A 22,904-nucleotide genomic window follows, 5' to 3' on the forward strand; every position below is an offset into this window, starting at 1 on the left:
GAGACTACCGGGGTGCTATTATTGTCGATTAACGGAAGTTATTTTCGCTTTTTCGGACTGAACGGAGGCATCAGGGTGGTTCGAACCTCCCCAAAACCTATTCGTTGTTTCCCGTTATCGCAGTAACCTCTCATGATGACGGTGTCACCATCGTTTATAAACTTTCGCTCGGTACCATCGTTGAGTTTGATGGGTTTTTCACCTCTCCAGGTAAGCTCCAGCATGGATCCGTATGAGTCAGGAGTAGGGCCAGAAATAGTTCCGCTTCCCATCATATCTCCCGAATTGACCTTACAACCGTTGACCGTATGGTGGGCCAGCTGTTGTGACATATTCCAGTACATATATTTGAAATTGCTTTTAGCTATGGTCTGTGGCTCACTTTCCGGGGCTTTCAAATCTACCTCCAGTTTTATGTCAAAACTTTTCTTTCCGGTATATCTCAGGTAGGGAAGAGGTTCTGGGTCCTGTTCGGGCGATTTCGTTCTGTAAGGCTCCAGGGCATCAAGGGTTACGATCCATGGCGAGATGGAAGATGCAAAGTTTTTTGCCAGGAAAGGGCCCAAAGGCACATATTCCCATTTCTGAATATCCCGGGCGCTCCAGTCATTGAAGAGCACCAGTCCGAAAATATAATCTTCTGCCTCATCCACGGGTATAGGTTCCCCTAATTGATTGGCATCAGTGGTTATGAAAGCCATTTCCAGTTCGAAATCGACCAGTTTAGACGGACCGAAAACCGGCTCGTCCTGACCCGCGGGAAGCGTTTGTCCCACCGGCCTGTGAATAGGGATTCCGCTGGGTATGATAGTGGAACTTCTGCCGTGGTATCCAACAGGAATATGAAGCCAGTTTGGTAACAGGGCGTTGTTCGGGTCTCTGAACATGCTGCCAACATTGGTGGCGTGCTCCTTGCTGCTGTAAAAATCAGTGTAGTCACCGATCTGTACAGGTAGCTGCATTTCGATCTCATCAAGATCAAACAACACTATAGAACGGTGTTCCTCGTGATCTCTCAGTTTAGCATTGTCGGCATCAAAGATCTCAGCGATACGGTTTCTTACCAGTCGCCAGGTCTTTTTTCCGTCTGAAATAAAGTCGTTCAGAGTATCCTGTAAAAAAATATCGTCTGTAAGAGGGATCCCTTCAAAATATCCGAGTTGGTGTAAAGCTCCAAGGTCGATCGCCTTGTCACCTATACGCGTACCGATGGTGATTACATCGTCGCGCGTTAGAAAAACCCCGAATGGTATATTTTGTATCGGAAAATCGGAATCTGCCGGGGTGTCGATCCATGATTTTCTTGAAGGGTCATTTGCGTATTGTGGCATAATAGAATTATGTTGATAGAAGGTTGATATTATTAAGATTTAAAGGTATTAATTTCTGTTAATTTACCGAATGTATTTGCTATTTTTGGGCATTCTTTAACGAAAAAAATCGAAATGAATAGAGACGAGCAAATATTCGATCTTATCGAGGCTGAAAAAGAGAGACAGCTTAACGGACTGGAGCTTATCGCTTCTGAGAATTTTGTAAGTAACCAGGTTATGGAAGCTGCAGGCTCCGTATTGACCAATAAATATGCTGAAGGGTATCCCGGGAAGCGCTATTATGGTGGTTGTGAGGTTGTCGATGAAGTAGAGACTATCGCCATCGAACGTGCCTGTGAACTTTTCGGTGCAGAATGGGCCAATGTGCAGCCTCATAGCGGGTCGCAGGCGAATACCGCTGTCTTTGCTGCCTGTCTGAAGCCCGGAGATAAAATATTAGGCTTTGATCTTTCTCACGGTGGACACCTTACGCACGGTTCTCCTGTGAATTTCTCAGGAAAACTCTACAGTCCTGTTTTCTACGGGGTTGAGAAGGAAACTGGTTTGCTGAATTATGACAAGATCGCAGAGATCGCCGAAAAAGAAAAACCCCAGCTGATCATTGCCGGTGCCTCGGCTTATTCAAGGGATATCGATTTTGCGAGATTCAGGGAGATAGCAGACAAAGTAGGGGCACTGCTCATGGCAGATATTTCTCACCCTTCCGGTCTTATTGCCAAAGGGGTGCTGAATGATCCTCTACCGCATTGTCATGTGGTAACCACCACTACACATAAGACCCTCAGAGGTCCGCGTGGAGGGTTAATCATGATGGGGAAGGACTTCGAAAATCCATTCGGACTGAAACTTAAGAACGGAAATCTTAAAATGATGTCAAGCCTTTTTGACAGTGCGGTTTTCCCGGGTAACCAGGGTGGTCCTCTCGAACATATCATAGCAGCAAAGGCCATCGCCTTTGGGGAAGCTCTTACAGATGAATTCCTCCACTATATTGTCCAGGTTAAGAAGAATGCTGCGGCCATGGCTAAAGCTTTTGTTGAAAAAGGCTATGATATTATTTCCGGAGGTACAGATAACCACATGATGCTCATCGATCTCAGAAATAAGAATATCACCGGTAAACTGGCTGAAGAGGTACTTGGTAAGGCACACATCACCGTGAACAAGAATATGGTTCCTTTTGATGATAAAAGTCCGTTTGTAACCAGCGGGATCAGGATTGGTACAGCTGCTATTACCACCAGGGGAATGAAAGAAGATGATATGGAAGCAGTGGTCAACATCATCGATGACGTATTGATGAATCATGAAAATGAAAGTAAACTCGACGCAGCAGCAAATCACGTATACAGGCTGATGCAGGATCGTCCGCTTTTCAAGGGATGATCTCGTTTTCATTATCTTAAACAAGATGCCCTGTAATTGGATACAGGGCATTTTTTATTTAGTCAAGCGTATGAAAAAACTTCTGATCATTGGTCATCGTTGGCCCGACCCGACCGCCTCTGCAGCCGGTAGCCGGATGCTGCAATTAATTAAGGCCTTGCAGCAGGGAGGGTACGAGATTACTTTTTCGACCACTGAAACAGACAGTCCTTTCAGGGAAAAACTCCTGAACGTGGGGGTGAAGAGTCAGACCATTTCGGTCAATGATGATGGTTTTGACGTCTGGGTTCGATCATTGAATCCGGATGTTGTGGTCTTTGACAGGTTTATGATGGAAGAGCAGTTTGGCTGGCGGGTGGCTGAACAAATTCCCGAAGCTATGAGAATACTGGATACGGAAGACCTCCATTTTCTAAGGGATCTCAGACGCAGGGAAGTGATGAATCTTCATCCGTACTCTCTGAAACCATTATCTGAATTAGCCAAAAGAGAACTCGCCAGTATTCTGCGGTGCGACCTGAGTCTGATCATTTCAGAAAAGGAAATGGAACTTTTGACCACCGAATTGAACATAGACGGGAAACATTTGCATTATATACCCATAGTTTTCGATAAGGCGAGGTCTCCCGGTAATATACCCGGATTTTCAGCCAGGTCAGATTTTATGTTTATAGGGAATTTTAAACATGCCCCGAATGTGGATGCCCTCCAACAATTGAAGACCATATGGCCGAAGATCAGGAAGCAACTACCAAAAGCCTCCCTGAATGTTTACGGAGCCTATGCGGGAGATAAGATCATGTCTTTGAATGACAATGCCGGAGGATTAAAGATCAGGGGCTACATTCCTGAAGCCTCTGAGGCCTTCCTTTCCCATAGGGTGTTACTGGCTCCCCTGCGATTTGGAGCGGGACTTAAGGGGAAATTGCTGGAATCGATGTATTTCGGTATACCTTCGGTCACCACCTCAGTAGGCTCAGAGGGAATTGCAGCTGCAAATGACTGGAGTGGTTTCACCCTCACTCCCGGAGATCATAATTTGTTTGTTGAGAAAGCCGTTAAGCTGTATTCAGAACCGGAAGACTGGAAACGGGCAGCAATAAAAGGGGAAGAGATCTTAGAGGGTCGTTTTCTGGAATCAGGACATCTAAACAGATTTTTAGGCCGACTGGAGGAGCGCCGAGAGACACTGGAGGCATACAGATCTTCTGATATTATAGGCAGTATTCTGAATACCAATCACCAACTGGCATACAGGTATCTTTCAAAATATATTACCCTCAAGAACCTTCAAAAAAATTAATTCTCAGAAATCTCGTATGCTCCCATTTCAGGTTCAGTTACCCGGTTAACTCCTCTGATATCGAGAGGAACCTGAAGAGAGATTTGTGCATCTGCAGTTCCCCGTGCCGGAGATTCAGCCTGTAAACTGAACTGCGCCTTCTGCGGATCGGTAAAAAGAGGGTCTGCGTTAAAAAGGCAATTCAGGTAAAAATCGGTGTTTGTGGTATCGTAATAAGGCAGGCTGTTTAAGTCTTCATCAGAGCTTTCAAAGCGTAATAGGGAATTTTGAAACAGCAGTTCGGAGGTATCAATATCAGTAAACTCTAATTGGTATTCCACTGCATTTCTTCCGTAAATGATACTGTTGGCAACAAACAGACTGAGTTGACTGCTGTTGCCCATCAGGTCATTGTCTGACACATAAAGAGCGGGAGTGCTTCTGAAAGAACGGTCCCAGTAATTGGCGAGCGTATTATGCAGCAGGGTGTAGTCACCTCCCCGGTCGATGTACATGGCGTATAAACCGGCATTGCCCACCACCAGATTTTGAGCAGTGAGATGTGCTCCCCTGGCAAGCAACCCGATACTGCTGCTGTTCAGGATTCGGGTGTTCTTTATGGTGCTTACAGACTGGCTTCCGGGTTCCTCTATGATGAGGCCGACGGTGGCATTTTTAATGGTAAGATTTTCGATTTGATGAGACCCGCTCCCGCCTCGCAGCCAGATAGTACCCCATTGCCCTGGAATGTCTGAGAATTCCGGCTCGGGGCGGTCTCCTTCGAATATGACCTCATTTTCGAGCAGTTCCGGATCGTTGCTCAGGCTACCGGAGACCAGCAGGGTGCCGCCGGGTTGTATAAGTATGCCGGATTCCCTGTGAAAATACAGCCTGCTGCCGGCCAAAATTCTAAGGGTGTCTTCCGGTTTTACCGTTGCATAGCCATAAATAACATAAGGTTTTTCATCGTTCATTATCAATTCATCAGAATCCAGTTCGAAACCCTCTATGCGCAACTCTTCTCCTGATTCATCCATGCCGAGAACAACACTTTCTTTGATGCCGTTACTGCGTTCTGGAAACAATAAATGTGCGTCTCTGACCAGGGTGATCAATTGCACGAACTGGTCATTCTCCGTACCGTAAAAGCGCACACGGTCTTCGTAAAGAAACTCTCCGCTGTTCTGACTGGTTGATTCTGCAGTGACCTCTACAAAGACAAAAATGCTGTCATTTGCTTCGATGATAATATCACTGACAGTGGGTCCTGTTTTTCCATTAACGTTGATTCTGAATCGTGAATTTTCCTGCTTTTCTAAAGAGACTGAAGGTATATTGATCGCTTCATTCTGCCGATTATAGACCTTAAAGCTATAGGTGGAAGAGCTGATATCTGAGAATATCGTATCGAGAAACAAGGTGTCTGCAGAAAAATGAAGCTGTCCGCTATTATCTGAATATTCAAAGTCATTCCGGCAGGAGAACATCACCATTGTCAACAGCAGGGTCAGTAATCCGGCAGTACGGAATGTGTATGTGTATAGCAAGGTTTTCAGAAGAGCTCTTTTATTTCCTGCGGAATACGCTGAGGCTTTCCGGTGTTTTTATTAATCAGGCACCATTCGGTTTTGGCACGAACAAGAAGGGCATCGTCTGATGAACGATACATTTCCACCACCCGGGTGGAGGTGACCCCTTCTGATTGTGTGACATAGGTTTTCAATCTGATGACATCACCCATTACCGCTTGTTTCCGATAGGAAATATGATGGGTAAGCACCATCCAGACAAAGTTGTTTTGCATTTCAGCGGTTGCCTTCATTTGCCAGTGTTCCCTGGCTATATCCTGCACCCACTCGACATAACGAACATTGTTGACATGGTTCAGTTCATCCAGGTCCTGAGCTGCTACTTCGACAAGGGCACTATGGTATTCCATTTTATTTTTCACTAATGGTGACCTCGAACATCTTATTCCAGTTCTTTCCGGTTACAAAGAAAGTTTTCCTTTCCGGGTGATAGGCAATCCCGTTCAGCACATCGAGATCGTCGTGCTGAGCCACCTTGTCTTTGAGTCCTCTAAAATCGATAACGCCGATAATCGCACCCGATCGGGCATCGATTATCATCGCACTGTCTTTTAACCAAACGTTGGCATAGATCAGACCGTCGACATATTCAAGTTCATTGGCTTTATTGAAAACCGAGGTGTTGGTAACCGATTGGATGAAGTCTGTTTCCTTTAGCGTTTCAGGATCAAGAATCCAGATTTTGTCAGAACCGTCACTCTTATAGATCTTTGTTCCGTCGTTTGTTAGTCCCCATCCTTCCTTACTTTGGCCATATTGAAAAGATCCCTTGCGTTCCAGGGTTTCAAGATCATAGATGAAACCTGTCTTTTTCTGCCAGGTAAGCTGATAGATCTTGCCGTTCATTATAGTGATGCCTTCTCCGAAGTACTGATCTTCCAAAGGGATCTCCTCGAGTACTTCCCCCGTTTTAAAATCGGTTTTACGCAGTGTCGACTGTCCTCTGCGACCCGTACTCTCAAATAACACCCCGTTGTGAAACTCAAGTCCCTGCGTATAGGCATTGCGGTCGTGAGGAAATTCATTTACGATGCTGTAGGTGTATACCTTAGGTGAATTTTTTGCAAGGATAGTGATGGGTTCAGCGATTCTGACCGTGTCTCCATCGGTAATTATTTCTGCTTCGAGGGTATGTTCTCCTAACTTTTCAGGGCTTAGCGATAATGAATCCTGTTCGGGCATTAGCTGTTGCCCCATAAAATAGTACGATATTTTTTCGACCGGTTTGTTTCCGGGATTCCCAAGAGATACTTTAAACGGTTCTCCTGATTGAATTCTGTTGTTTTTTAACCCTGTTTCAAGGGAAAAGAGATTTTTTTCTGACGAAGGCGCACCATTGCAGGATAGCAGCACTGACGCTATAAAACTGGCAATAAGGGGTTTATTCAAATGCATGTTCAAGCTAAAAATTTGCTCCAAGGTATTTAATTAATTTAAGATTGTAAAATCATTGTATGATCTCAAAAAGTTTGTAAATTTGCACCCGGCAAGTCCTACACGACCAGCTCCTGCAGAATCCCCCAGGGCGGGAACGCAGCAAGGGTATGTGGTTGAGCGGTGCGATGTAGGTAGCTTGCCGTTTTTTATTGACTTCAATTTTCCCGGATAAGGGAAGTCCATTTATAATAAAATGTCTAAGGTAGTTTTGATCACAGGAGGTTCTTCGGGAATAGGAAGGGCTGTATGTACATATCTCACCGACAAGGGTTACACTGTGTACGGTACCAGTCGAAATCCGGAAAAGCTCCCTTCTGAAAAATTTCACTATACCCTCGAAAGGTTGGATGTGACCGACCCCGGCCAGGTGCAGGATCTGGTCGGAAGGATAAAAGAGAAAGAAGGTCGAATCGATGTGCTTATCAACAATGCAGGCGTGGGTATTACGGGACCCGTTGAAGAAACACCGAGAGAAGAGATCGAAAAGGCCTTCGATACAAATTTTTACGGCCCCCTGAACCTGATAAACGCTGTTCTTCCCGTCATGAGGGAACAAAAAAGCGGATTGATCATCAATATAACCTCCATAGCCGGTTATATGGGGCTGCCCTATCGCGGTATTTACAGCGCTACCAAGGGTGCTCTTTCGTTGGTTTCTGAAAGTCTTCAGATGGAAGTGCATGAATTCAACATCGATATTTGTAATATAGCTCCGGGAGATTTCAATACCGATATTGCCAACAGGAGGTATCACGCTCCCATGCCTGCTTCGTCTCCTTATTCTCAGAACTACGAACAGGTTTTGGATATTGTAAATAAACAAGTGGCTGAAGCGGGAGAACCTCTTAAAATAGCTAAGACGGTTGAAAAGATTATAAGGAGCAAAAACAGGAAAATTCATTATAAGGTCGGGGCGTTCATGGAGAAATTCTCAGTGGTGCTGAAAAAGATTTTGCCCGACAAAGTGTTTAAGAAATTACTCTTAAACCATTATAAATTATAACTTTGCCCGCATTAGAGCAAAGGCTTTATTTTAATTAAAATCTCAATTTTTCATTCATGAAATTTTTTATTGACACCGCAAATCTCGATCAGATCAAAGAAGCTCAGGCTCTTGGTGTTCTCGACGGGGTAACCACCAATCCTTCGCTAATGGCCAAAGAGGGCATCAGCGGAAAAGAGAATATTCTCAAACATTACGAGGCGATTTGTGAACTGGTAGATGGTGATGTTTCTGCCGAGGTGATCGCGACCGACTTCGATGGAATCGTTAAGGAAGGGGAAGAGCTTGCCAAACTGCATGAGCAGATCGTGGTAAAAGTACCTATGATACAGGAAGGGGTGAAGGCTATCAAATATTTTTCAGATAAAGGAATTCGTACTAACTGTACCCTGGTATTTTCTTCAGGACAAGCTTTACTGGCTGCTAAGGCCGGAGCTACCTACGTTTCTCCCTTCATCGGAAGATTGGATGATATTTCAACCGATGGTCTGAATCTGATCGCCGAGATCAGGCTTATTTATGATAACTACGGTTTTGATACACAAATTCTGGCTGCTTCGGTAAGGCATACCATGCACGTGCTTGAATGTGCCAAGATTGGTGCTGATGTGATGACAGGACCCCTGAGTTCCATCACCGGACTGCTGAATCACCCGCTTACAGATATTGGTCTTGAAAAGTTCCTGGCTGATTATAAAAAAGGGAATCAGTAATATTTGAACAGAAACCATTAAAAAGCCCGCTTATTAAAAACAGCGGGCTTTTTTATTTCCAGGTATTATGATATGAAATACAGCTCTTGTGTTATTGGACGGATGTTGCCAGGGACTCCCTTTTATCCCGCAAGGGTTCTTCGTCAAAAATGTTTCCGAAGCCGTCGACAATTAAACCGTTTTCGCCAATAACGATCATTCTGTTGAGATATCGTATGTCTAAGAGTTTCACAAGTTGATTAAAATTTTCAACCCGGTAATGTTCGATGCCGGGGATGCCTTGTTCCCGGTGTACCATGGCTACCCAACGATCGTGATCATTGTCCAGGTTGATCCCGACAAAATTGTGATCAGGATATTGCTGCCTTAACTGATCGATTCGTTTGCGAAGAATATCGTTCCTTCTGTTCTGATGCAGTCTCCAAAAATAATAGACCGTATTTGTTTTGTAATCATCAGCTTCGATCTTGTGGGAATTGCCGACCAGGTCTATCAGGTGAAGGGTTGGTGCCGCTTTTCCTTCCTGTAAATTGCTGATGTTGGTGTGTATGCTTTCTGCGTATTCATGTACCTCGCTGTTATCGCTGTAGCTGTAAATGGCTTCCATGAAACGTTGATTGTTCTCCGGATCATGGTTCATCATAAAATAGGAGGTAGCCGTGTTTTTAAAAAGATGTTCTTCCAGATGCGTATTGTTGACCATGCTATCGATCACCTTCAGCTTGTGAATACCATAGTGAGAAGAATTGAAAAAACGCTCATGCGCATCGCAATGCTTCTTACAGTATTCAAGAGCTACATTGGTAAAATACATGGTGAGGTAATCCCTGTAAGGCACATAGTGAGCAAGCAAGGAGTCATTGACATCAATGTTATCGTGGTAGGTATAGAAGTCTTTGGGAATCTCTGAGAACTCTTCCGGCGCCTTGTTAAACTTGTATTTTTTATACTTGTAGGGATATTTTTCCAGGTAGAGATAATGAGGGAAGTCTATGGAGGCTTTGGTAAGCCGCTCTGCTTTATCAGAAAGACTGTTTTCGTTTATCAGATCTGTGTACTGATCGAGCTTCATCTGATGGAGGGAATCGATTTTCTTTCTGAATTCGGCAGGATTCAGCTTGTAGAAGGATTCCCTGAGAGAGGCTTCATCTTCACTTAGAAGCCACATATCGATCAGGAAATTATTCTTCGTAGCGCCAATTCCTGAAAAAATCAGGGATTCGTCAAAATCCATGGTGTTCAGTCGCATCATCACGCTGTCTCCTTTTTCCAGAAGGACATGCTGATACTCAGGATTATGCTCGAAGGTATACACCCCGTTCTTAGGGTCTTTGATGGTAAACAAAAAACGACCTTGCTCATTGAGAAGGGCCGAATCGATCCTTTCTTCCCCATATGAAAGGTAAACATAAGGAGCTCGGGGGTTGACGATTTCACCCCCAAAATACGCCTCATCTCTACTTTTCGTACAGCTAAGGGTAAGTATTACCAAGAAGGTTATTAAATATTTACTCATTTATTACGGGCAAATATGCTTTTAAATGATAGAGATCGATTCATTTTCAATTAAACAAATCTAAAAAAGCACCCTCAGGTAGATTGTTAAGGCCGCGTTAAATAAGACTTTTTAACGTTTGATTCCCGGCCTGTTATGTGGTTTTATTTTGTTACTTTTGCAGCTCAAAATTAAAAAGAGAGGATTTTAATGTTATCAGTATCAAATCTTTCGGTTCAATTTGGCAAACGCGTTCTTTTCGACGAAGTGAACGTTAACTTCACCCATGGTAACTGTTATGGTATCATCGGGGCCAACGGGGCCGGTAAATCTACTTTCCTGAAGATCATTTCCGGGAAACAGGAAGCCACCAGTGGGCATGTTCACCTGGAACCGGGTAAACGAATGTCTGTTCTTGAGCAGAATCACTATGCCTATGATGAGCATGCTGTGCTCGAAACGGTACTAATGGGGAACAAACCTCTTTTTGCCATTAAAAAAGAGATCGATGAGCTTTATGCTGATTATTCTGACGAAAACGCAGAAAGAATCGGGGAGCTCCAGGTAACCTTCGAGGAGATGAATGGGTGGAACGCCGAGAGTGACGCCGCAGCCATGCTTTCAAACCTAGGAATATCTGAAGAGCATCACTATACCCTCATGAAAGACCTTGACGGAAAACAAAAGGTTCGTGTGTTGCTGGCGCAGGCCTTGTTTGGCAATCCTGATGTACTGATTATGGATGAGCCTACTAACGACCTTGATTATGATACCATAAGCTGGCTTGAGAATTTCCTTGCCAACTATGACAATACAGTAATTGTTGTGTCTCACGACCGTCACTTTCTTGATGCCGTATGTACCCATATTGCTGATATAGACTTTGGTAAGATCAATCTTTACAGCGGAAATTATTCATTCTGGTATGAAAGCAGTCAGTTAGCTGCCAGACAACGGGCACAACAGAACAAAAAGGCAGAAGAGAAAGCCAAAGAACTCCAGGAATTTATTCAGCGTTTCAGTGCAAACGTAGCCAAGAGTAAGCAGGCCACCTCGAGAAAGAAGATGCTTGAAAAATTAAAGGTCGACGATATCAAGCCGAGCAGCAGAAGATACCCGGCCATTATATTTGACCGTGAAAGAGAGGCGGGTGATCAAATACTTAATGTGGAGAAGCTGACCAGTAGTTTAGATGGCGATATGCTTTTTGACAATGTGTCGATTAACCTGGCAAAAGGAGATAAGGTTGTGGTATTTTCACGTGACTCCAGAGCTACCACCGCTTTCTACGAGATCATAAACGGTAACATGAAAGCCGATAAAGGAGAATACAAATGGGGAGTGACCACCACTCAGGCCTACCTTCCTCTGGATAACGCCTCATTCTTTGATAACGATCTCAGCCTGGTTGACTGGTTGCGCCAGTGGGCAAAGACTGAAGAAGAAAGAGAAGAGGTCTATTTGAGAGGTTTTCTCGGAAAGATGTTGTTCAGTGGAGAGGAAGCTCTTAAAACGGGAAGAGTACTTTCAGGTGGTGAGAAAGTTCGATGTATGTTAAGTCGAATGATGATGATTAAAGGAAATGTGCTGATGCTCGATGAACCTACGAATCACCTTGACCTTGAAAGTATCACGGCCTTCAACAATTCGTTAAAGAAATTCCCGGGAACGGTATTATTCACCACTCATGATCATGAGTTCGCACAAACAGTGGCCAACCGGGTTATCGAACTAACCCCTGCAGGGGCTATCGACCGATACCTGAGTTTTGATGACTATATGAGCGATCCGGCTATTCGTGAGCAGCGTGAGAAAATGTATGCTGTAACAGCCTGATCAAGAGTGACAGAAGTATAAATTAAAAATCCCGTTCGTTGTATCGAACGGGATTTTTTTTATTTGTGTTGCGAATGTCTTTTAATCATTGTCGTTGATCTCCTTTTCAAGCTCTTCCAGCACGGGTATTGCTTTGCTGTGTTCATCTTTATGCACATAAACCCGTACCTGGTTAAAAACCGGAGGGGCGAAACCGGCCAGTCTGCCTGATTCACCTTCATTCTTGATGATCGGGGTGATATCCAGATTTTCCAGTTTTTCTTTAAGTCGCCCGGCATCGATTTCGGTGCCTGTAAATATTCTTATGTACTGATCGTCATTCATAGTCAGGTTTGGTTTTAAGATTGGTTGTTATTTGATAACTGGGTCATGCATTGAAATATTTGCTGTTCCAGATAGCGGTATTAAAGTTTTTCCCGAGGGCAAAACCATAAAAGATCACAATACTCGCCACCATTTTAAAAACAAAGAAATACAAGAGCCAGAATGAGGCTGCACTTTCATCTCTGGTAAAAATTTCAAGTGGCATCACAGCTGTGATCAGGTAGCTCAGCAATATGATGAGTAATATAAGGTTTCCCATGCTTTTGAACGGCAGCACCAGTAGTTTTCTTAACGGATGCAGATCGTTACCCCATTTGTGTACAAGGTAGAAATAATCATTACCGATGGGAGCAAAGAGCAGCGGGTCGTCGGCATTTTCCAACTTAAAAAGTTTTGAGGGGGCCATTATTTTGAAGCCTTTAAGCTGGGTATCATGATTCTTTTCCAGCTCCTTGATCTGTTCTAATGCTTCTTTAGGAAACTTTCCTTTAAAATACTTGGTTGATAAGAATCGAAGCCTGTAATCGATACAGATCTGCTTTATCTGATCTATGTGATAGATCCTGTCGGTTTCCAGCAGTTCTGCATTAAAATCATTAAAGTGGGAGGGATGTGGCTTTTCCAGTTTCTCCTGAATGAGGGAATCACTTGTTCTGTGATTTTGCAGTATGTCTTTGACCTGTTCTAGTACCGACTCCTCCAGGCTACCCTTATTTCTGTAACGACGTAACTTATCCTCTACATTGACCTTCTTGAACATTTTTCTTTTCTTTAAGCAATTACAATCCTCTCAAATTTAATGAATTACTCGTATGGTTACAAGGGGCGCACACTGGTTTTTAGCAGTGTAATTGTTAAAAAACCTGTAATATCTTAAAATATCAGGAACCTATTCAGGGGTAAGAAAAGAAAAAGCCCGGTGTGTTCCGGGCTTTTAAACTATCGCAGTTCAGCTTGTATTTTGGTCTGCAGGCTTTGTTGCAGCTTTTGCATTACCTTGTCGATCTGCTTATCGGTAAGGGTCTTCTGATCATCTCTGAGAATGAAACTTACCGCATATGATTTTTTGCTATCGGGTAATTTTTCGCCCTCGTAGACATCGAATAGATTTACCGATTTCAGGAGTTTTCTCTCTGTCTGAAATGCTATCTCACGAATTTCGTCGAAGCCAACTCCTTTATCGACCAATAAGGCCAGGTCTCTTTTTACCTCCGGGAACCTTGGTATATCGCTGAAAGTGATCTTCTTGTTTTGAACCAGGTCAAGAATTCGATCCCACTTCAGATCGGCATATAGAACAGTTTGTTTCAGGTCTGCCAGTTTAAGGATCTCCGACCTGACTGATCCGAATTCAGCGATGGTTGTTTTACCCGCCGAGTAGGTCAGGCCTTCACTGAAGAATTCAGATTTAAGGGGTTTATTCTTCACCTGCTCAATACCGAGGCGTTCCAGAATGCCATCTATTACACCTTTGAGGTAGAAGAAATCTGCCTCCTGAGACTCCTGAATCCAGCTTTCACGATGCCGTTTCCCGCTCATGAAAATTCCCAGGTGCTGATTCTCTATCCACTTATCATTGATGTTTTGGTACGATTTACCAAACTCGAAGAACTTCAGGTTGTCGTTTCTGCGGTTGATATTATAAGATAAGGCTTCCAGGCCACCGAAAAGCAGGGTTTGTCTCATCACAGATAAGTCCCCGCTAAGTGGATTGAGTATTTCAACATTTCGTTCGCTCTCCAGTTGTGTTGAAGCCTTGCTGTAGGCGGGAGTAGTCAGGGAATTGGTCATGATCTCAGAGAAGCCCTGAGCCACCAACTGATTACCTGCTATATTCTCAACCTTATGGGCTTCATAAGGAGATGAGGGTGCGATCGAGGCGCTTATTTTAGAACTGAATTCTATATTGTTATAGCCGTAGACCCTCAGGATCTCTTCGATTACATCTGCCTCCCTCTTTACATCTACCCGGTATGAAGGTATGGTTAACCCCAGACCTGTTTCTGTAACATTATTGATCTTGATCTCGAGGGAGCTCAGGATGCGTTTTATAATGTCGGTAGGTATCTCCTGGCCGATAAGGCTGTAGATTTTTTCGAAGGTCAGAAATACCTGAAAGTCTTCGAACTTCACAGGGTAGAACTCTTCGATCTCGCTTGAGATCTCGCCGCCTGCCAGTTCTTTGATCAGCAGGGCGGCACGCTGAAGGGCGTATCTTGTAATATCGATATCGATACCTCTTTCATAGCGAAAAGATGCATCGGTATTCAATGCGTGGCGCTTGGCGGTTTTGCGAATACTTACCGGATCGAAATAGGCACTTTCGAGAAATACCTGCGTGGTATTTTGAGTAACTCCAGAATGCAAGCCGCCGAATACCCCGGCGATACATAAGGGCTTCTCTGTATCACAGATCATCAGATCGTCTTCGTGTAATTCCCTCTCGACCTCGTCCAGGGTTGTGAATTTCGTTCCTGCAGTAAGGGTCTTTACTTCAATTTTGTTGCCGGTGATCTTTGCAGCATCGAAGGCGTGAAGAGGTTGTCCCAGTTCATGCATCACATAATTGGTGATGTCAACCACATTATTCTTAGGGGTAAGTCCAATCGATTTTAATCGGTTCTTAAGCCATTCAGGTGATTCCTGCACCTTAATCCCGTTAAGGGTCACTCCGCAGTATCTCGGACAAGCATTTTTATCTTTTACATCAACTTCAATACGCAGGGTTCTGTTGTCTACATGAAAACTGCTTACAGAAGGGGTGATGAGTTCAGGCTGTTGACCTTGTTGAATGAGCCCGGCTCTGAGATCTCTCGCCACTCCGTAGTGAGACATGGCGTCAGCACGGTTTGGGGTGAGTCCGATTTCAAAAACCTCATCCTTCTCGATTTCAAAAATTTCTGCACAGGGGATTCCCGGTTCGATATCTTCAGACAACACCATGATCCCGTCATGATCGTCACCGAGTCCCAGTTCATCTTCGGCACAGATCATCCCTTCAGAAACCTCTCCGCGTATCTTTCCTTTTTTGATTTGCCAGGCTTCTCCTTTATCATCATAAAGGGTGGTGCCTATGGTAGCTACGGGAACGATCTGCCCTTCGGCAACATTAGGGGCCCCGCATACAATCTGCAGGGGGGTGCCATTTCCAATATCGACCCTGGTTAGTTTTAACTTATCAGCATTGGGGTGCTTAGTACATTCGATGACCTTTCCTGTCACGATACCTTCCAGGCTGCCTTTGACCGATTCGAACTTCTGTATTCCCTCTACTTCAAGGCCAAGGTCTGTGAGTAATTCTCCCGCCTTTTCTGCTTCCCAGTCTATTTTAATAAATTGCTTTAACCAGCGATATGAAATTTTCATGCTTAAGAATTATTGAAGCGCAAAGATAGTAATACCCTTAAAAAATAATAAGAATTCCACGGTTACTTTCAGGGTGTTTTCTGCAGGGTTACTTCGCCCGCTTGTCAGGCGTCAGGAAATATAATTCCAGATATTCTTTTTCTTCATGAGGCGGGCATAAACCCATCTCAACACGCTGTTCTTTTCCATCTGCAGTCCGGGGTCTTCTCTGAGCACCTTCATGGCATAATAGCGGGCAGTCTTCAGGATCTCGTTATCTTTTACCAGGTCAGCAATCTTTAAGGAAAGAACACCGCTTTGCTGGGTGCCCATGAGATCTCCGGGTCCGCGTAGCTTGAGATCGACCTCCGCTATCTCGAAGCCGTCATTGGTTCTGACCATGGTTTCCATACGGGTTTTTGAATCATCTGAAAGTTTATGTCCGGTCATAAGAATACAATAACTTTGTTCAGCGCCTCGTCCCACCCGGCCGCGTAACTGATGAAGCTGAGACAAACCGAACCTTTCGGCACTCTCGATAATCATCACCGAAGCGTTTGGCACATTCACCCCAACCTCGATCACAGTGGTAGCTACCATGATTTGTGTTTCACCCTTTACGAACCGGGCCATCTCATAGTCTTTATCGGCGGGTTTCATCTTTCCGTGAACGATAGAAATCTGATATTGGGGCTTGGGAAACTCACGTTCGATACTTGCATAACCGTCCATCAGGTCTTTATAATCCAGCTTTTCAGATTCTTCGATCAGGGGATAGACTATATAAACTTGTCTGCCCAGGGCGATCTCATCCTTCAGAAACCTGAAGACTTTCAGGCGATTAGTATCAAAGCGATGCACCGTTTTGATGGGTTTTCTTCCGGGTGGTAACTCATCGATCACTGAGATGTCAAGATCGCCGTAAAGACTCATGGCCAGGGTTCTGGGGATGGGAGTTGCTGTCATCACGAGTATGTGTGGCGGACTCACATTTTTATGCCAGAGTTTTGATCGTTGGGCCACGCCAAACCGGTGCTGTTCGTCGATAATGGCAAGGCCCAGGTTATTGAATATAACCTTGTCTTCCAGCACGGCATGGGTACCAACCAGGATGTGCAGGTCGCCTGATGAGAGGTCTTCGTGGATCACTCTTCTCTCACTGTTGGGAGTGCTGCCGGTTAGCAGTCTTATACCTATATTCATTTCGCTCAATAACTCCTGCAGTCCGGTGAAGTGTTGCTGAGCAAGTATTTCTGTCGGTGCTACCAGGCAGGCCTGATACCCGTTATCGATCGCCAACAGCATGCTCATCAGGGCCACAATCGTCTTTCCTGAACCGACGTCTCCCTGCAGTAATCGATTCATCTGTGCATTGCTGCCCAGGTCGTTCCTGATCTCTTTCAAGACCTTTTTCTGAGCCCCGGTAAGCGAAAAAGGTAAGTGGTTCTCGTAAAAGGAGGTGAAGTTCTCACCGACCTTTTCAAAGGGAAACCCTTTTATTTTATGCTTGCGAATGATATTTTTTGAGATCAGCTGCAACTGAACAAAAAACAGTTCCTCGAATTTAAGTCGATACTGAGCCCTGGCCAGTATGGCAGGATCTTTCGGGAAGTGAATTTTAAATAAAGATTCGGTTTTAGAAAGCAGCTTGAGCTCATTGAGCAGGTCGCTGTTCAGGGTTTCCTGAAATCTTCCACCGGTTTCAGTAAAGAGTTGCTGTTGTAATTTGATGATAACCCGGTTGGTAATTCCTTTATTGCTCAGTTTTTCTGTAGAAGGATATACGGGCTGCATTCCGTTACTGAGACTTTTTTGATGATCTTCAAGAAATTCCATTTCCGGATGCGGCATGGAAAAGCCATTATACCAGTTCACTTTTCCGAAGATCACATAGGTTCGGTTCAGACGCAGGCTTTCACGAATCCACTTATGCCCCCTGAACCAGACGAGTTCCATTTCTCCGGTTTCATCTCTGAATATGGCTACCAGCCGTTTCCCCCGCTTTTGTTCCACGGTTTTCAGATGCACGATCTTTCCCACCAGCTGCACCTCGGCATTATTGCGCTGCAGTTCGGCTATCTTGTAGTATCGTGAACGATCAATGTACCGGTGAGGAAAAAAATTAACCAGGTCACCATAGGTATGAATGCCCAATTCACTGCCCAGCAGATCGGCACGGTTGGGGCCCACACCCTTGAGATAGGTAACAGGAGTTTGCCAGATATTGGAACTTGCCATAGCACGAATATAAATATTTAATCAAAAGAATTCCGGGGTCAGCTATTTTTCTAAGCTCAGTTAAAAACGCTATTTTGGTAATAGAAAGCCGGAAACCTATGAAACACATACTGGGCGCCCTATGCCTTATTCTTTATTTTCAGCTAAACTCTCAGTCAGTACCCGTGCCTGATGTGCAGAATGGCCGGGCAAGTATCACTGTCATACCCGACAGTTCACTGGTGAGGGGAGAGGTCGAATATTTAATCGATAATGCGGCTCAGACAGACAGTTTCTATATCGACGCCCGGAATATGACCATTAAAAAGGTTCTGGTCGACAACAAGGTTGTTCCCTTCATTTACGACAGTTTGCGAATATCAGTTCCTGTTGAGAAAACGCAAAAGGAAACGAAGGTCTCTGTATGGTACGAGACGCAACCTGAAAAGGCGATGTATTTTATCAACTGGAAAGATGATAAGCATCAAGCGGTCTTTGATTACCCGCCGGTGCGAGGAGGTGCGCAGGTATGGACCCAGGGCCAGGGAAAATACAGTTCACACTGGATCCCCTCTTTTGATAATATGAGTGAAAAGCTCATTTTTGATCTTTCTGTCATGTTTCCTGCAGACTATACTGTGGTGGCGAACGGCACTCTGAAAAAGGTGCAAAAAGAAGGTGGCCAAAGGGCATGGCATTATGATATGGATCTTCCCATGAGCAGTTATCTGCTGGCTATCGCAGCGGGGAAGTATCGAAAATCGGAAACCCGATCAGACTCCGGAATACCGTTGATGAATTATTATTATCCTGAAGACAGCCTGCGTGTCGAGCCAACGTACCGGTATACAAAAACCATTTTTAATTTTCTTGAAAAGGAGATCGGGGTGCCGTTTCCTTGGCAAAACTACAAACAGGTGCCGGTTAAAGATTTTCTCTATGCAGGTATGGAGAACACCTCGCTTACGATTTTCTCTGATATGTATGTGACAGATTCTGTCGCGTTTAACGATCAGAACTATATCAATGTGAATGCACATGAAATGGCGCATCAGTGGTTTGGGAACCTGGTGACCGAAACCGATGCGGCCCAGCACTGGTTACATGAAGGTTTTGCGACCTATTATGCCTGGCTGGCAGAACGCCGGATCTTTGGGGAAGATCATTACTATTGGAAACTGCTGGAAGCTACTGGCCGATTGCAGCGCCTTAGTGATCAGGGGGAAGGGGAGTCCCTGACCGATCCCAAAGCTTCAAGTCTTACATTTTACGAAAAAGGAGCTATTGCATTGCACATGCTCCGTGAAAGGCTGGGTGACGATGCCTTTAAAGCAGCTGTTCGTTCCTTTTTGAATAAATTCAGCTACAGAAATGCCACGGTTGATGATTTTTTAAGAATAGCTGAAGGTACTTCCGGAGCCCGTTTGCAGGATTTTCAGCAACGTTGGCTCACAGATTCCGTATTTCCGGTGGAGGAGGTCATGACGAGTCTTATAGCCAACGATTTTGTCAAAGCCTACAAGCAGGTACAGCAGGAAGCTGAATCTGTGAGGAAAGGTAGTGCCCCGGAGCAAACCGCCAGGATTGCTGCTTCCTGGAAAACAAAACTGAGAGATGACTCCCTGTATCACCCTGTAAAACAACTGATTGTAAGCTCTGCGGGGATACTCCCGCAGGTGCAACAAAAAGATCTGTTAGAAACCGCTTTAAAGGGAGGACTATATACACGGCAGGCAATAGCGCTGAGCCTGAATGAAGTGCCTCAGGATCTGAGAAAGCCATTTGAATCGCTTCTAACGGATGCGAGCTATTTGACTATCGAGCAGGCCTTACTAAAGTTATGGATCAGCTTTCCGGAGTTCAGAGAGACCTATCTTGAACAAACTGCCGGGGTATTCGGTTTTAACTCTGCAAACATTCGTACGCTTTGGCTCGCCTTATCCCTTGTTACTGAAGGGGTCGGGGAAAAGGAAAAGGAAAAGCGCTATGCAGATCTTGTTCACTATACAGATGATCGGTACCATTTTATGATCAGGCAGAATGCCTATGGTTATCTCAAAGAATTATCAGCCTTTGATAAGTCAAGTGTCAGAAGCCTCATCAGAGCAACCAGGCATCCGGTTTGGCAGTTCTCCAGGTTTTCAAGAGACATGCTTCGGGATTTGATGGAACAGGACGAGTTCAGGTTCTTTCTTCAGCAGTTCAGGGACGAGTTGTCAACCGATGAATTGCAGGCCCTTAACGAGGTGCTGAACAAAGACAGTCAATAACTACTATGAAAGCACTTGTTATTTCGGGAGGAGGCAGCAAAGGCGCTTTTGCAGGCGGGGTTGCCCAGTTTCTGATAGAAGACGGAAAAAGAGATTATGAGTTGTTTCTTGGCACTTCTACCGGCAGCCTTCTGGTCAATCACCTGGCATTGCATGAAGTGGGAAAGATCAGGGAGGTATATACCTCGGTTACCACCGACGATATTTTTAACGTAAGGCCTTTTGTTTTTAAAGAGATACACGGGTCTGACCAGATCGCTATTGATCACCTGAACGTGCTGAGAAACTTTTTGAGAGGAAGCAAAACCTTCGGAGAAAGCGAGAATCTGCGAAAACTCATAAGGAATACGTTCACGAAGGAAGAATTTCATCGCCTCCGCGAATCCGGAAAAGAGGTCGTGGTTACCGTAGCGAATCTCTCGCTGAACCAGGTCGAATATAAGTCTGTAAAAGATTATAGTTATGACGAATATTGCGATTGGGTATGGATATCCTGTAATTACACCCCTTTTATGTCACTGGTACGCCGGCAGGGCTGTGAATATGCCGATGGAGGCCTCGGAGTTATGGTGCCGGTTGAAGAAGCATTGAAGCTGGGGGCAACTGAAATAGATGCGATAGTTTTGCAGACCGAGGTTACCCAGCTTAACAGGATGCCTTCCCGAAATCCCTTTTCCCTGCTTACCAATATGTTCGCCTTTATGGTCGACAGAATTGAAAAACAGAATATCAGGATAGGGAAATTTGTGGCCTCGCATAAAGGGGCTATCATCAATTTTTATTACACACCAACGGTGCTGACGACCAATTCCCTGATATTTAATTCTGAAAAAATGAAAAAATGGTGGCAATCGGGTTACGATTTTGCTAAATTTAAAAGCCAGGAAACGAGTCAAATCGAATAAGTATGCGCGCATTAGTGATTAGTGGTGGAGGAAGCAAAGGAGCTTTCGCCGGAGGAGTAGCTCAATACCTCATCCAAAATCAAAAAAAAGAATACGACCTGTTCCTTGGAACTTCAACAGGAAGCTTGCTGATTCCGCACCTGGCGGCCGGACATATTGAGAAAGTTTATAAGATGTATACTTCGGTGAATCAGCGCAGTATTTTCAGCAACAATCCCTTTGTCACACGAAAGCGTGGCGATAAGGAATATGTTGCCATCAATTACCTGAACGTCTTGTGGCAATTGATCAAACGAAAACGAACCTTCGGCGAATCTAAGAACCTTCGTAAAAATATAAGAAGACACTTGTCACCCGGCGACTTTAAAGGCCTGAAGGAGCGGTCCCTAGATATTATCGTTACGGTTTCCAATCTCTCAAAGAACCGGGTGGAGTACAAGTCGATCAAAGATTTTGGTTATGATGACTTCTGTGACTGGATATGGATGTCTTGTAATTATGTTCCCTTTATGTCTTTGGCTCAGAAGAACGGTTGTGAATATGCCGATGGCGGCTTAGGCTGTGTGATCCCCATCAGGGAAGCCATTCGGCGCGGTGCAACCGAAGTCGATGCTATCATACTGGAAGCCGAAGATATGGATCATAATAAGGTGCTCGGTAAGAACCCCTTCTCGCTGATGGTGAATCTTTACAGTTTTGTATTAGACCAGCTTGAGTCTCATGATATTGTCGAAGGCCGCCTTGCTGCCATCAATAAGGATGTAAGACTCAACACTTTTTTCACACCTACCAGACTTACTGAGAATTCTCTTTATTTCAATAAGAAACTGATGAGATCCTGGTGGAAGCAGGGTATCGGATATGCCGAAGAACGGGTAGAATTCCTGAAAAATCAGAGAGCCAAACATGTTGATCTGGCCGGCTGATAAATTTACCAGAGCTCGCCTACTTCTTTTTTAATATACGATAAGGCTGCATATGAAGGGGGCTGCTTATCAAGCAAGTCGTTCAGAACACCTTCTCTTAATTTATCTGCGGTTTCTGCATTCATGGCTGCCTTCCTGATAAGTTGAATGGTAGCGTTTTTAGAAGCTTTTATCACATTCCAGCACTCATCGCTCAAATAGATCTGCTGGGCGAGGTTATGATCGAATTCGCTCTCCACAGCATGGATTAACTGACTCTCATAATGTTCCTTGTCGGCATCGACCGGGGCAACACGTAACAGGAGTTTGGAAGGGTTGATTCTCTCCAGAAAAAGAGCCATACGTTCATACGCCTGTAACCTGATAGGCAAGGTGCTTTTTTGCGATTCCCTGTGAACGAGGTAGCGTCTGCGGCCCTCTTCGTTTTGGGTATGAAGCCTGAAAAAATAATAGGCGATCAGACCGGTGATCAGTGCAGGTAAAATGTAAAACAGGAGCTCAATGAATTTTGATTCTTCCATAAGGTAAGTGGGTTAATATCTGATTTTTGATTTATCCGGTTCTTTTCTTGCTTTCTTGCGTTTATAACCGACACCAATATACTGACATTTGCTTAAATTCTTCATATCGGTTAAGGGAACTTCTTCATTATCGTAGCCATAAACTAATGAAAGGGTCTTTGTCAGGCTGTTATCTCCCGGGCTTATAACGATTTCCCTCATGGTCTGCTGGCAGGGATGTACGTATCCCCAGACATGGGAGTTCTCAGAAAGCTCCTTGTTGAAATTTTTACAACAGGTACAAGTATCCAAAGTCGCCAGGGCAGATCTGCGAGCCATTCG

Annotated in this window: 19 protein-coding genes and 1 other RNA gene; 9 read left to right on the forward strand and 11 right to left on the reverse strand. The window is 44.5% G+C overall.

Annotation, left to right across the window (positions count from 1 at the left end; translation table 11 throughout):
* Positions 1-38: 38 nt before the first annotated feature.
* A complete protein-coding gene (gene fahA / locus K7R10_RS00455; protein ID WP_224482707.1) occupies positions 39-1,331 on the reverse strand; it encodes a fumarylacetoacetase in 1,293 nt (430 codons plus the stop codon).
* A gap of 114 nt (positions 1,332-1,445) precedes the next feature.
* On the opposite strand from fahA, the gene glyA reads away from it, so the two are divergent.
* Complete coding sequence (gene glyA, locus K7R10_RS00460) at positions 1,446-2,720, forward strand: serine hydroxymethyltransferase (RefSeq protein ID WP_224482708.1); 1,275 nt, start codon at positions 1,446-1,448, stop codon at positions 2,718-2,720.
* Positions 2,721-2,790: 70 nt separating this feature from the next.
* A complete protein-coding gene (locus K7R10_RS00465) occupies positions 2,791-4,023 on the forward strand; it encodes a glycosyltransferase family 4 protein (RefSeq protein ID WP_224482709.1) in 1,233 nt (410 codons plus the stop codon).
* Here the strand turns inward: K7R10_RS00465 and K7R10_RS00470 are convergent.
* Genes K7R10_RS00470 through K7R10_RS00480 form a run of 3 tightly spaced genes read right to left on the reverse strand, consistent with a single transcriptional unit; the run spans position 4,020 to position 6,986 of the window.
* Positions 4,020-5,549: a hypothetical protein gene (locus K7R10_RS00470; protein ID WP_224482710.1), complete on the reverse strand. Its 1,530-nt coding sequence runs from the start codon at positions 5,547-5,549 to the stop codon at positions 4,020-4,022. The two genes, K7R10_RS00465 and K7R10_RS00470, sit on opposite strands and share 4 nt — an antisense overlap.
* Positions 5,550-5,554: 5 nt before the next feature.
* Positions 5,555-5,941 (reverse strand): acyl-CoA thioesterase, encoded by a 387-nt coding sequence (locus K7R10_RS00475; RefSeq protein ID WP_224482711.1) that lies wholly within the window; start codon positions 5,939-5,941, stop codon positions 5,555-5,557.
* A gap of 1 nt (position 5,942) precedes the next feature.
* The gene (locus K7R10_RS00480; RefSeq protein WP_224482712.1) at positions 5,943-6,986 is read right to left on the reverse strand and encodes a glutaminyl-peptide cyclotransferase; all 1,044 of its coding nucleotides are present in this window, start codon (positions 6,984-6,986) and stop codon (positions 5,943-5,945) included.
* A gap of 89 nt (positions 6,987-7,075) precedes the next feature.
* Here K7R10_RS00480 and ffs point away from each other — a divergent pair.
* The 3 genes from ffs to fsa all read left to right on the forward strand — a co-directional run bounded on the left by ffs (position 7,076) and on the right by fsa (position 8,744).
* Positions 7,076-7,173, forward strand: an RNA gene (ffs, locus tag K7R10_RS00485) — signal recognition particle sRNA small type.
* A 48-nt stretch (positions 7,174-7,221) separates the two neighbouring features.
* Positions 7,222-8,031, forward strand: a complete 810-nt coding sequence (locus tag K7R10_RS00490) for an SDR family oxidoreductase (protein WP_224482713.1) — start codon at positions 7,222-7,224, stop codon at positions 8,029-8,031.
* A 56-nt stretch (positions 8,032-8,087) separates the two neighbouring features.
* Positions 8,088-8,744, forward strand: coding sequence for a fructose-6-phosphate aldolase (gene fsa, locus K7R10_RS00495; RefSeq protein ID WP_224482714.1), 657 nt, complete (start codon positions 8,088-8,090; stop codon positions 8,742-8,744).
* 91 nt (positions 8,745-8,835) lie between these two features.
* Here fsa and K7R10_RS00500 read toward each other — a convergent pair whose 3' ends face one another.
* Positions 8,836-10,260: a TlpA family protein disulfide reductase gene (locus K7R10_RS00500; protein WP_224482715.1), complete on the reverse strand. Its 1,425-nt coding sequence runs from the start codon at positions 10,258-10,260 to the stop codon at positions 8,836-8,838.
* Between the two features lie 189 nt (positions 10,261-10,449).
* Between K7R10_RS00500 and K7R10_RS00505 the strand changes: the two genes are divergently transcribed.
* Positions 10,450-12,075, forward strand: coding sequence for an ABC-F family ATP-binding cassette domain-containing protein (locus K7R10_RS00505; protein WP_224482716.1), 1,626 nt, complete (start codon positions 10,450-10,452; stop codon positions 12,073-12,075).
* 81 nt (positions 12,076-12,156) lie between these two features.
* Here K7R10_RS00505 and K7R10_RS00510 read toward each other — a convergent pair whose 3' ends face one another.
* The 4 genes from K7R10_RS00510 to recG all read right to left on the reverse strand — a co-directional run bounded on the left by K7R10_RS00510 (position 12,157) and on the right by recG (position 17,982).
* On the reverse strand, positions 12,157-12,399 hold the full coding sequence (locus K7R10_RS00510) for a putative signal transducing protein (RefSeq protein WP_224482717.1): 243 nt from the start codon (positions 12,397-12,399) through the stop codon (positions 12,157-12,159).
* A 43-nt stretch (positions 12,400-12,442) separates the two neighbouring features.
* The gene (locus K7R10_RS00515; protein ID WP_224482718.1) at positions 12,443-13,159 is read right to left on the reverse strand and encodes a hypothetical protein; all 717 of its coding nucleotides are present in this window, start codon (positions 13,157-13,159) and stop codon (positions 12,443-12,445) included.
* 179 nt (positions 13,160-13,338) lie between these two features.
* A complete protein-coding gene (gene pheT, locus K7R10_RS00520) occupies positions 13,339-15,765 on the reverse strand; it encodes a phenylalanine--tRNA ligase subunit beta (RefSeq protein ID WP_224482719.1) in 2,427 nt (808 codons plus the stop codon).
* Between the two features lie 111 nt (positions 15,766-15,876).
* Positions 15,877-17,982, reverse strand: a complete 2,106-nt coding sequence (gene recG / locus K7R10_RS00525; RefSeq protein WP_224482720.1) for an ATP-dependent DNA helicase RecG — start codon at positions 17,980-17,982, stop codon at positions 15,877-15,879.
* A 98-nt stretch (positions 17,983-18,080) separates the two neighbouring features.
* On the opposite strand from recG, the gene K7R10_RS00530 reads away from it, so the two are divergent.
* From K7R10_RS00530 to K7R10_RS00540, 3 genes are read left to right on the forward strand one after another with little or no spacing between them, the layout of a single operon-like run.
* Positions 18,081-20,231, forward strand: a complete 2,151-nt coding sequence (locus K7R10_RS00530; RefSeq protein WP_224482721.1) for a M1 family metallopeptidase — start codon at positions 18,081-18,083, stop codon at positions 20,229-20,231.
* 5 nt (positions 20,232-20,236) lie between these two features.
* On the forward strand, positions 20,237-21,136 hold the full coding sequence (locus K7R10_RS00535) for a patatin-like phospholipase family protein (RefSeq protein ID WP_224482722.1): 900 nt from the start codon (positions 20,237-20,239) through the stop codon (positions 21,134-21,136).
* Between the two features lie 2 nt (positions 21,137-21,138).
* Positions 21,139-22,062 carry a patatin-like phospholipase family protein gene (locus tag K7R10_RS00540; protein ID WP_224482723.1) on the forward strand — a complete coding sequence of 308 codons (924 nt, stop codon included), beginning with the start codon at positions 21,139-21,141 and terminating at the stop codon, positions 22,060-22,062.
* A gap of 5 nt (positions 22,063-22,067) precedes the next feature.
* On the opposite strand, the gene K7R10_RS00545 is transcribed toward K7R10_RS00540, so the two are convergent.
* Both K7R10_RS00545 and K7R10_RS00550 read right to left on the reverse strand, forming a co-directional pair.
* Positions 22,068-22,583, reverse strand: coding sequence for a DUF7935 family protein (locus K7R10_RS00545; RefSeq protein WP_224482724.1), 516 nt, complete (start codon positions 22,581-22,583; stop codon positions 22,068-22,070).
* A 12-nt stretch (positions 22,584-22,595) separates the two neighbouring features.
* Positions 22,596-22,901: a hypothetical protein gene (locus tag K7R10_RS00550; RefSeq protein WP_224482725.1), complete on the reverse strand. Its 306-nt coding sequence runs from the start codon at positions 22,899-22,901 to the stop codon at positions 22,596-22,598.
* Between the last annotated feature and the right edge of the window lie 3 nt (positions 22,902-22,904).

This window comes from Robertkochia aurantiaca (genome assembly GCF_020166495.1).
GTDB lineage: Bacteria > Bacteroidota > Bacteroidia > Flavobacteriales > Flavobacteriaceae > Robertkochia > Robertkochia aurantiaca.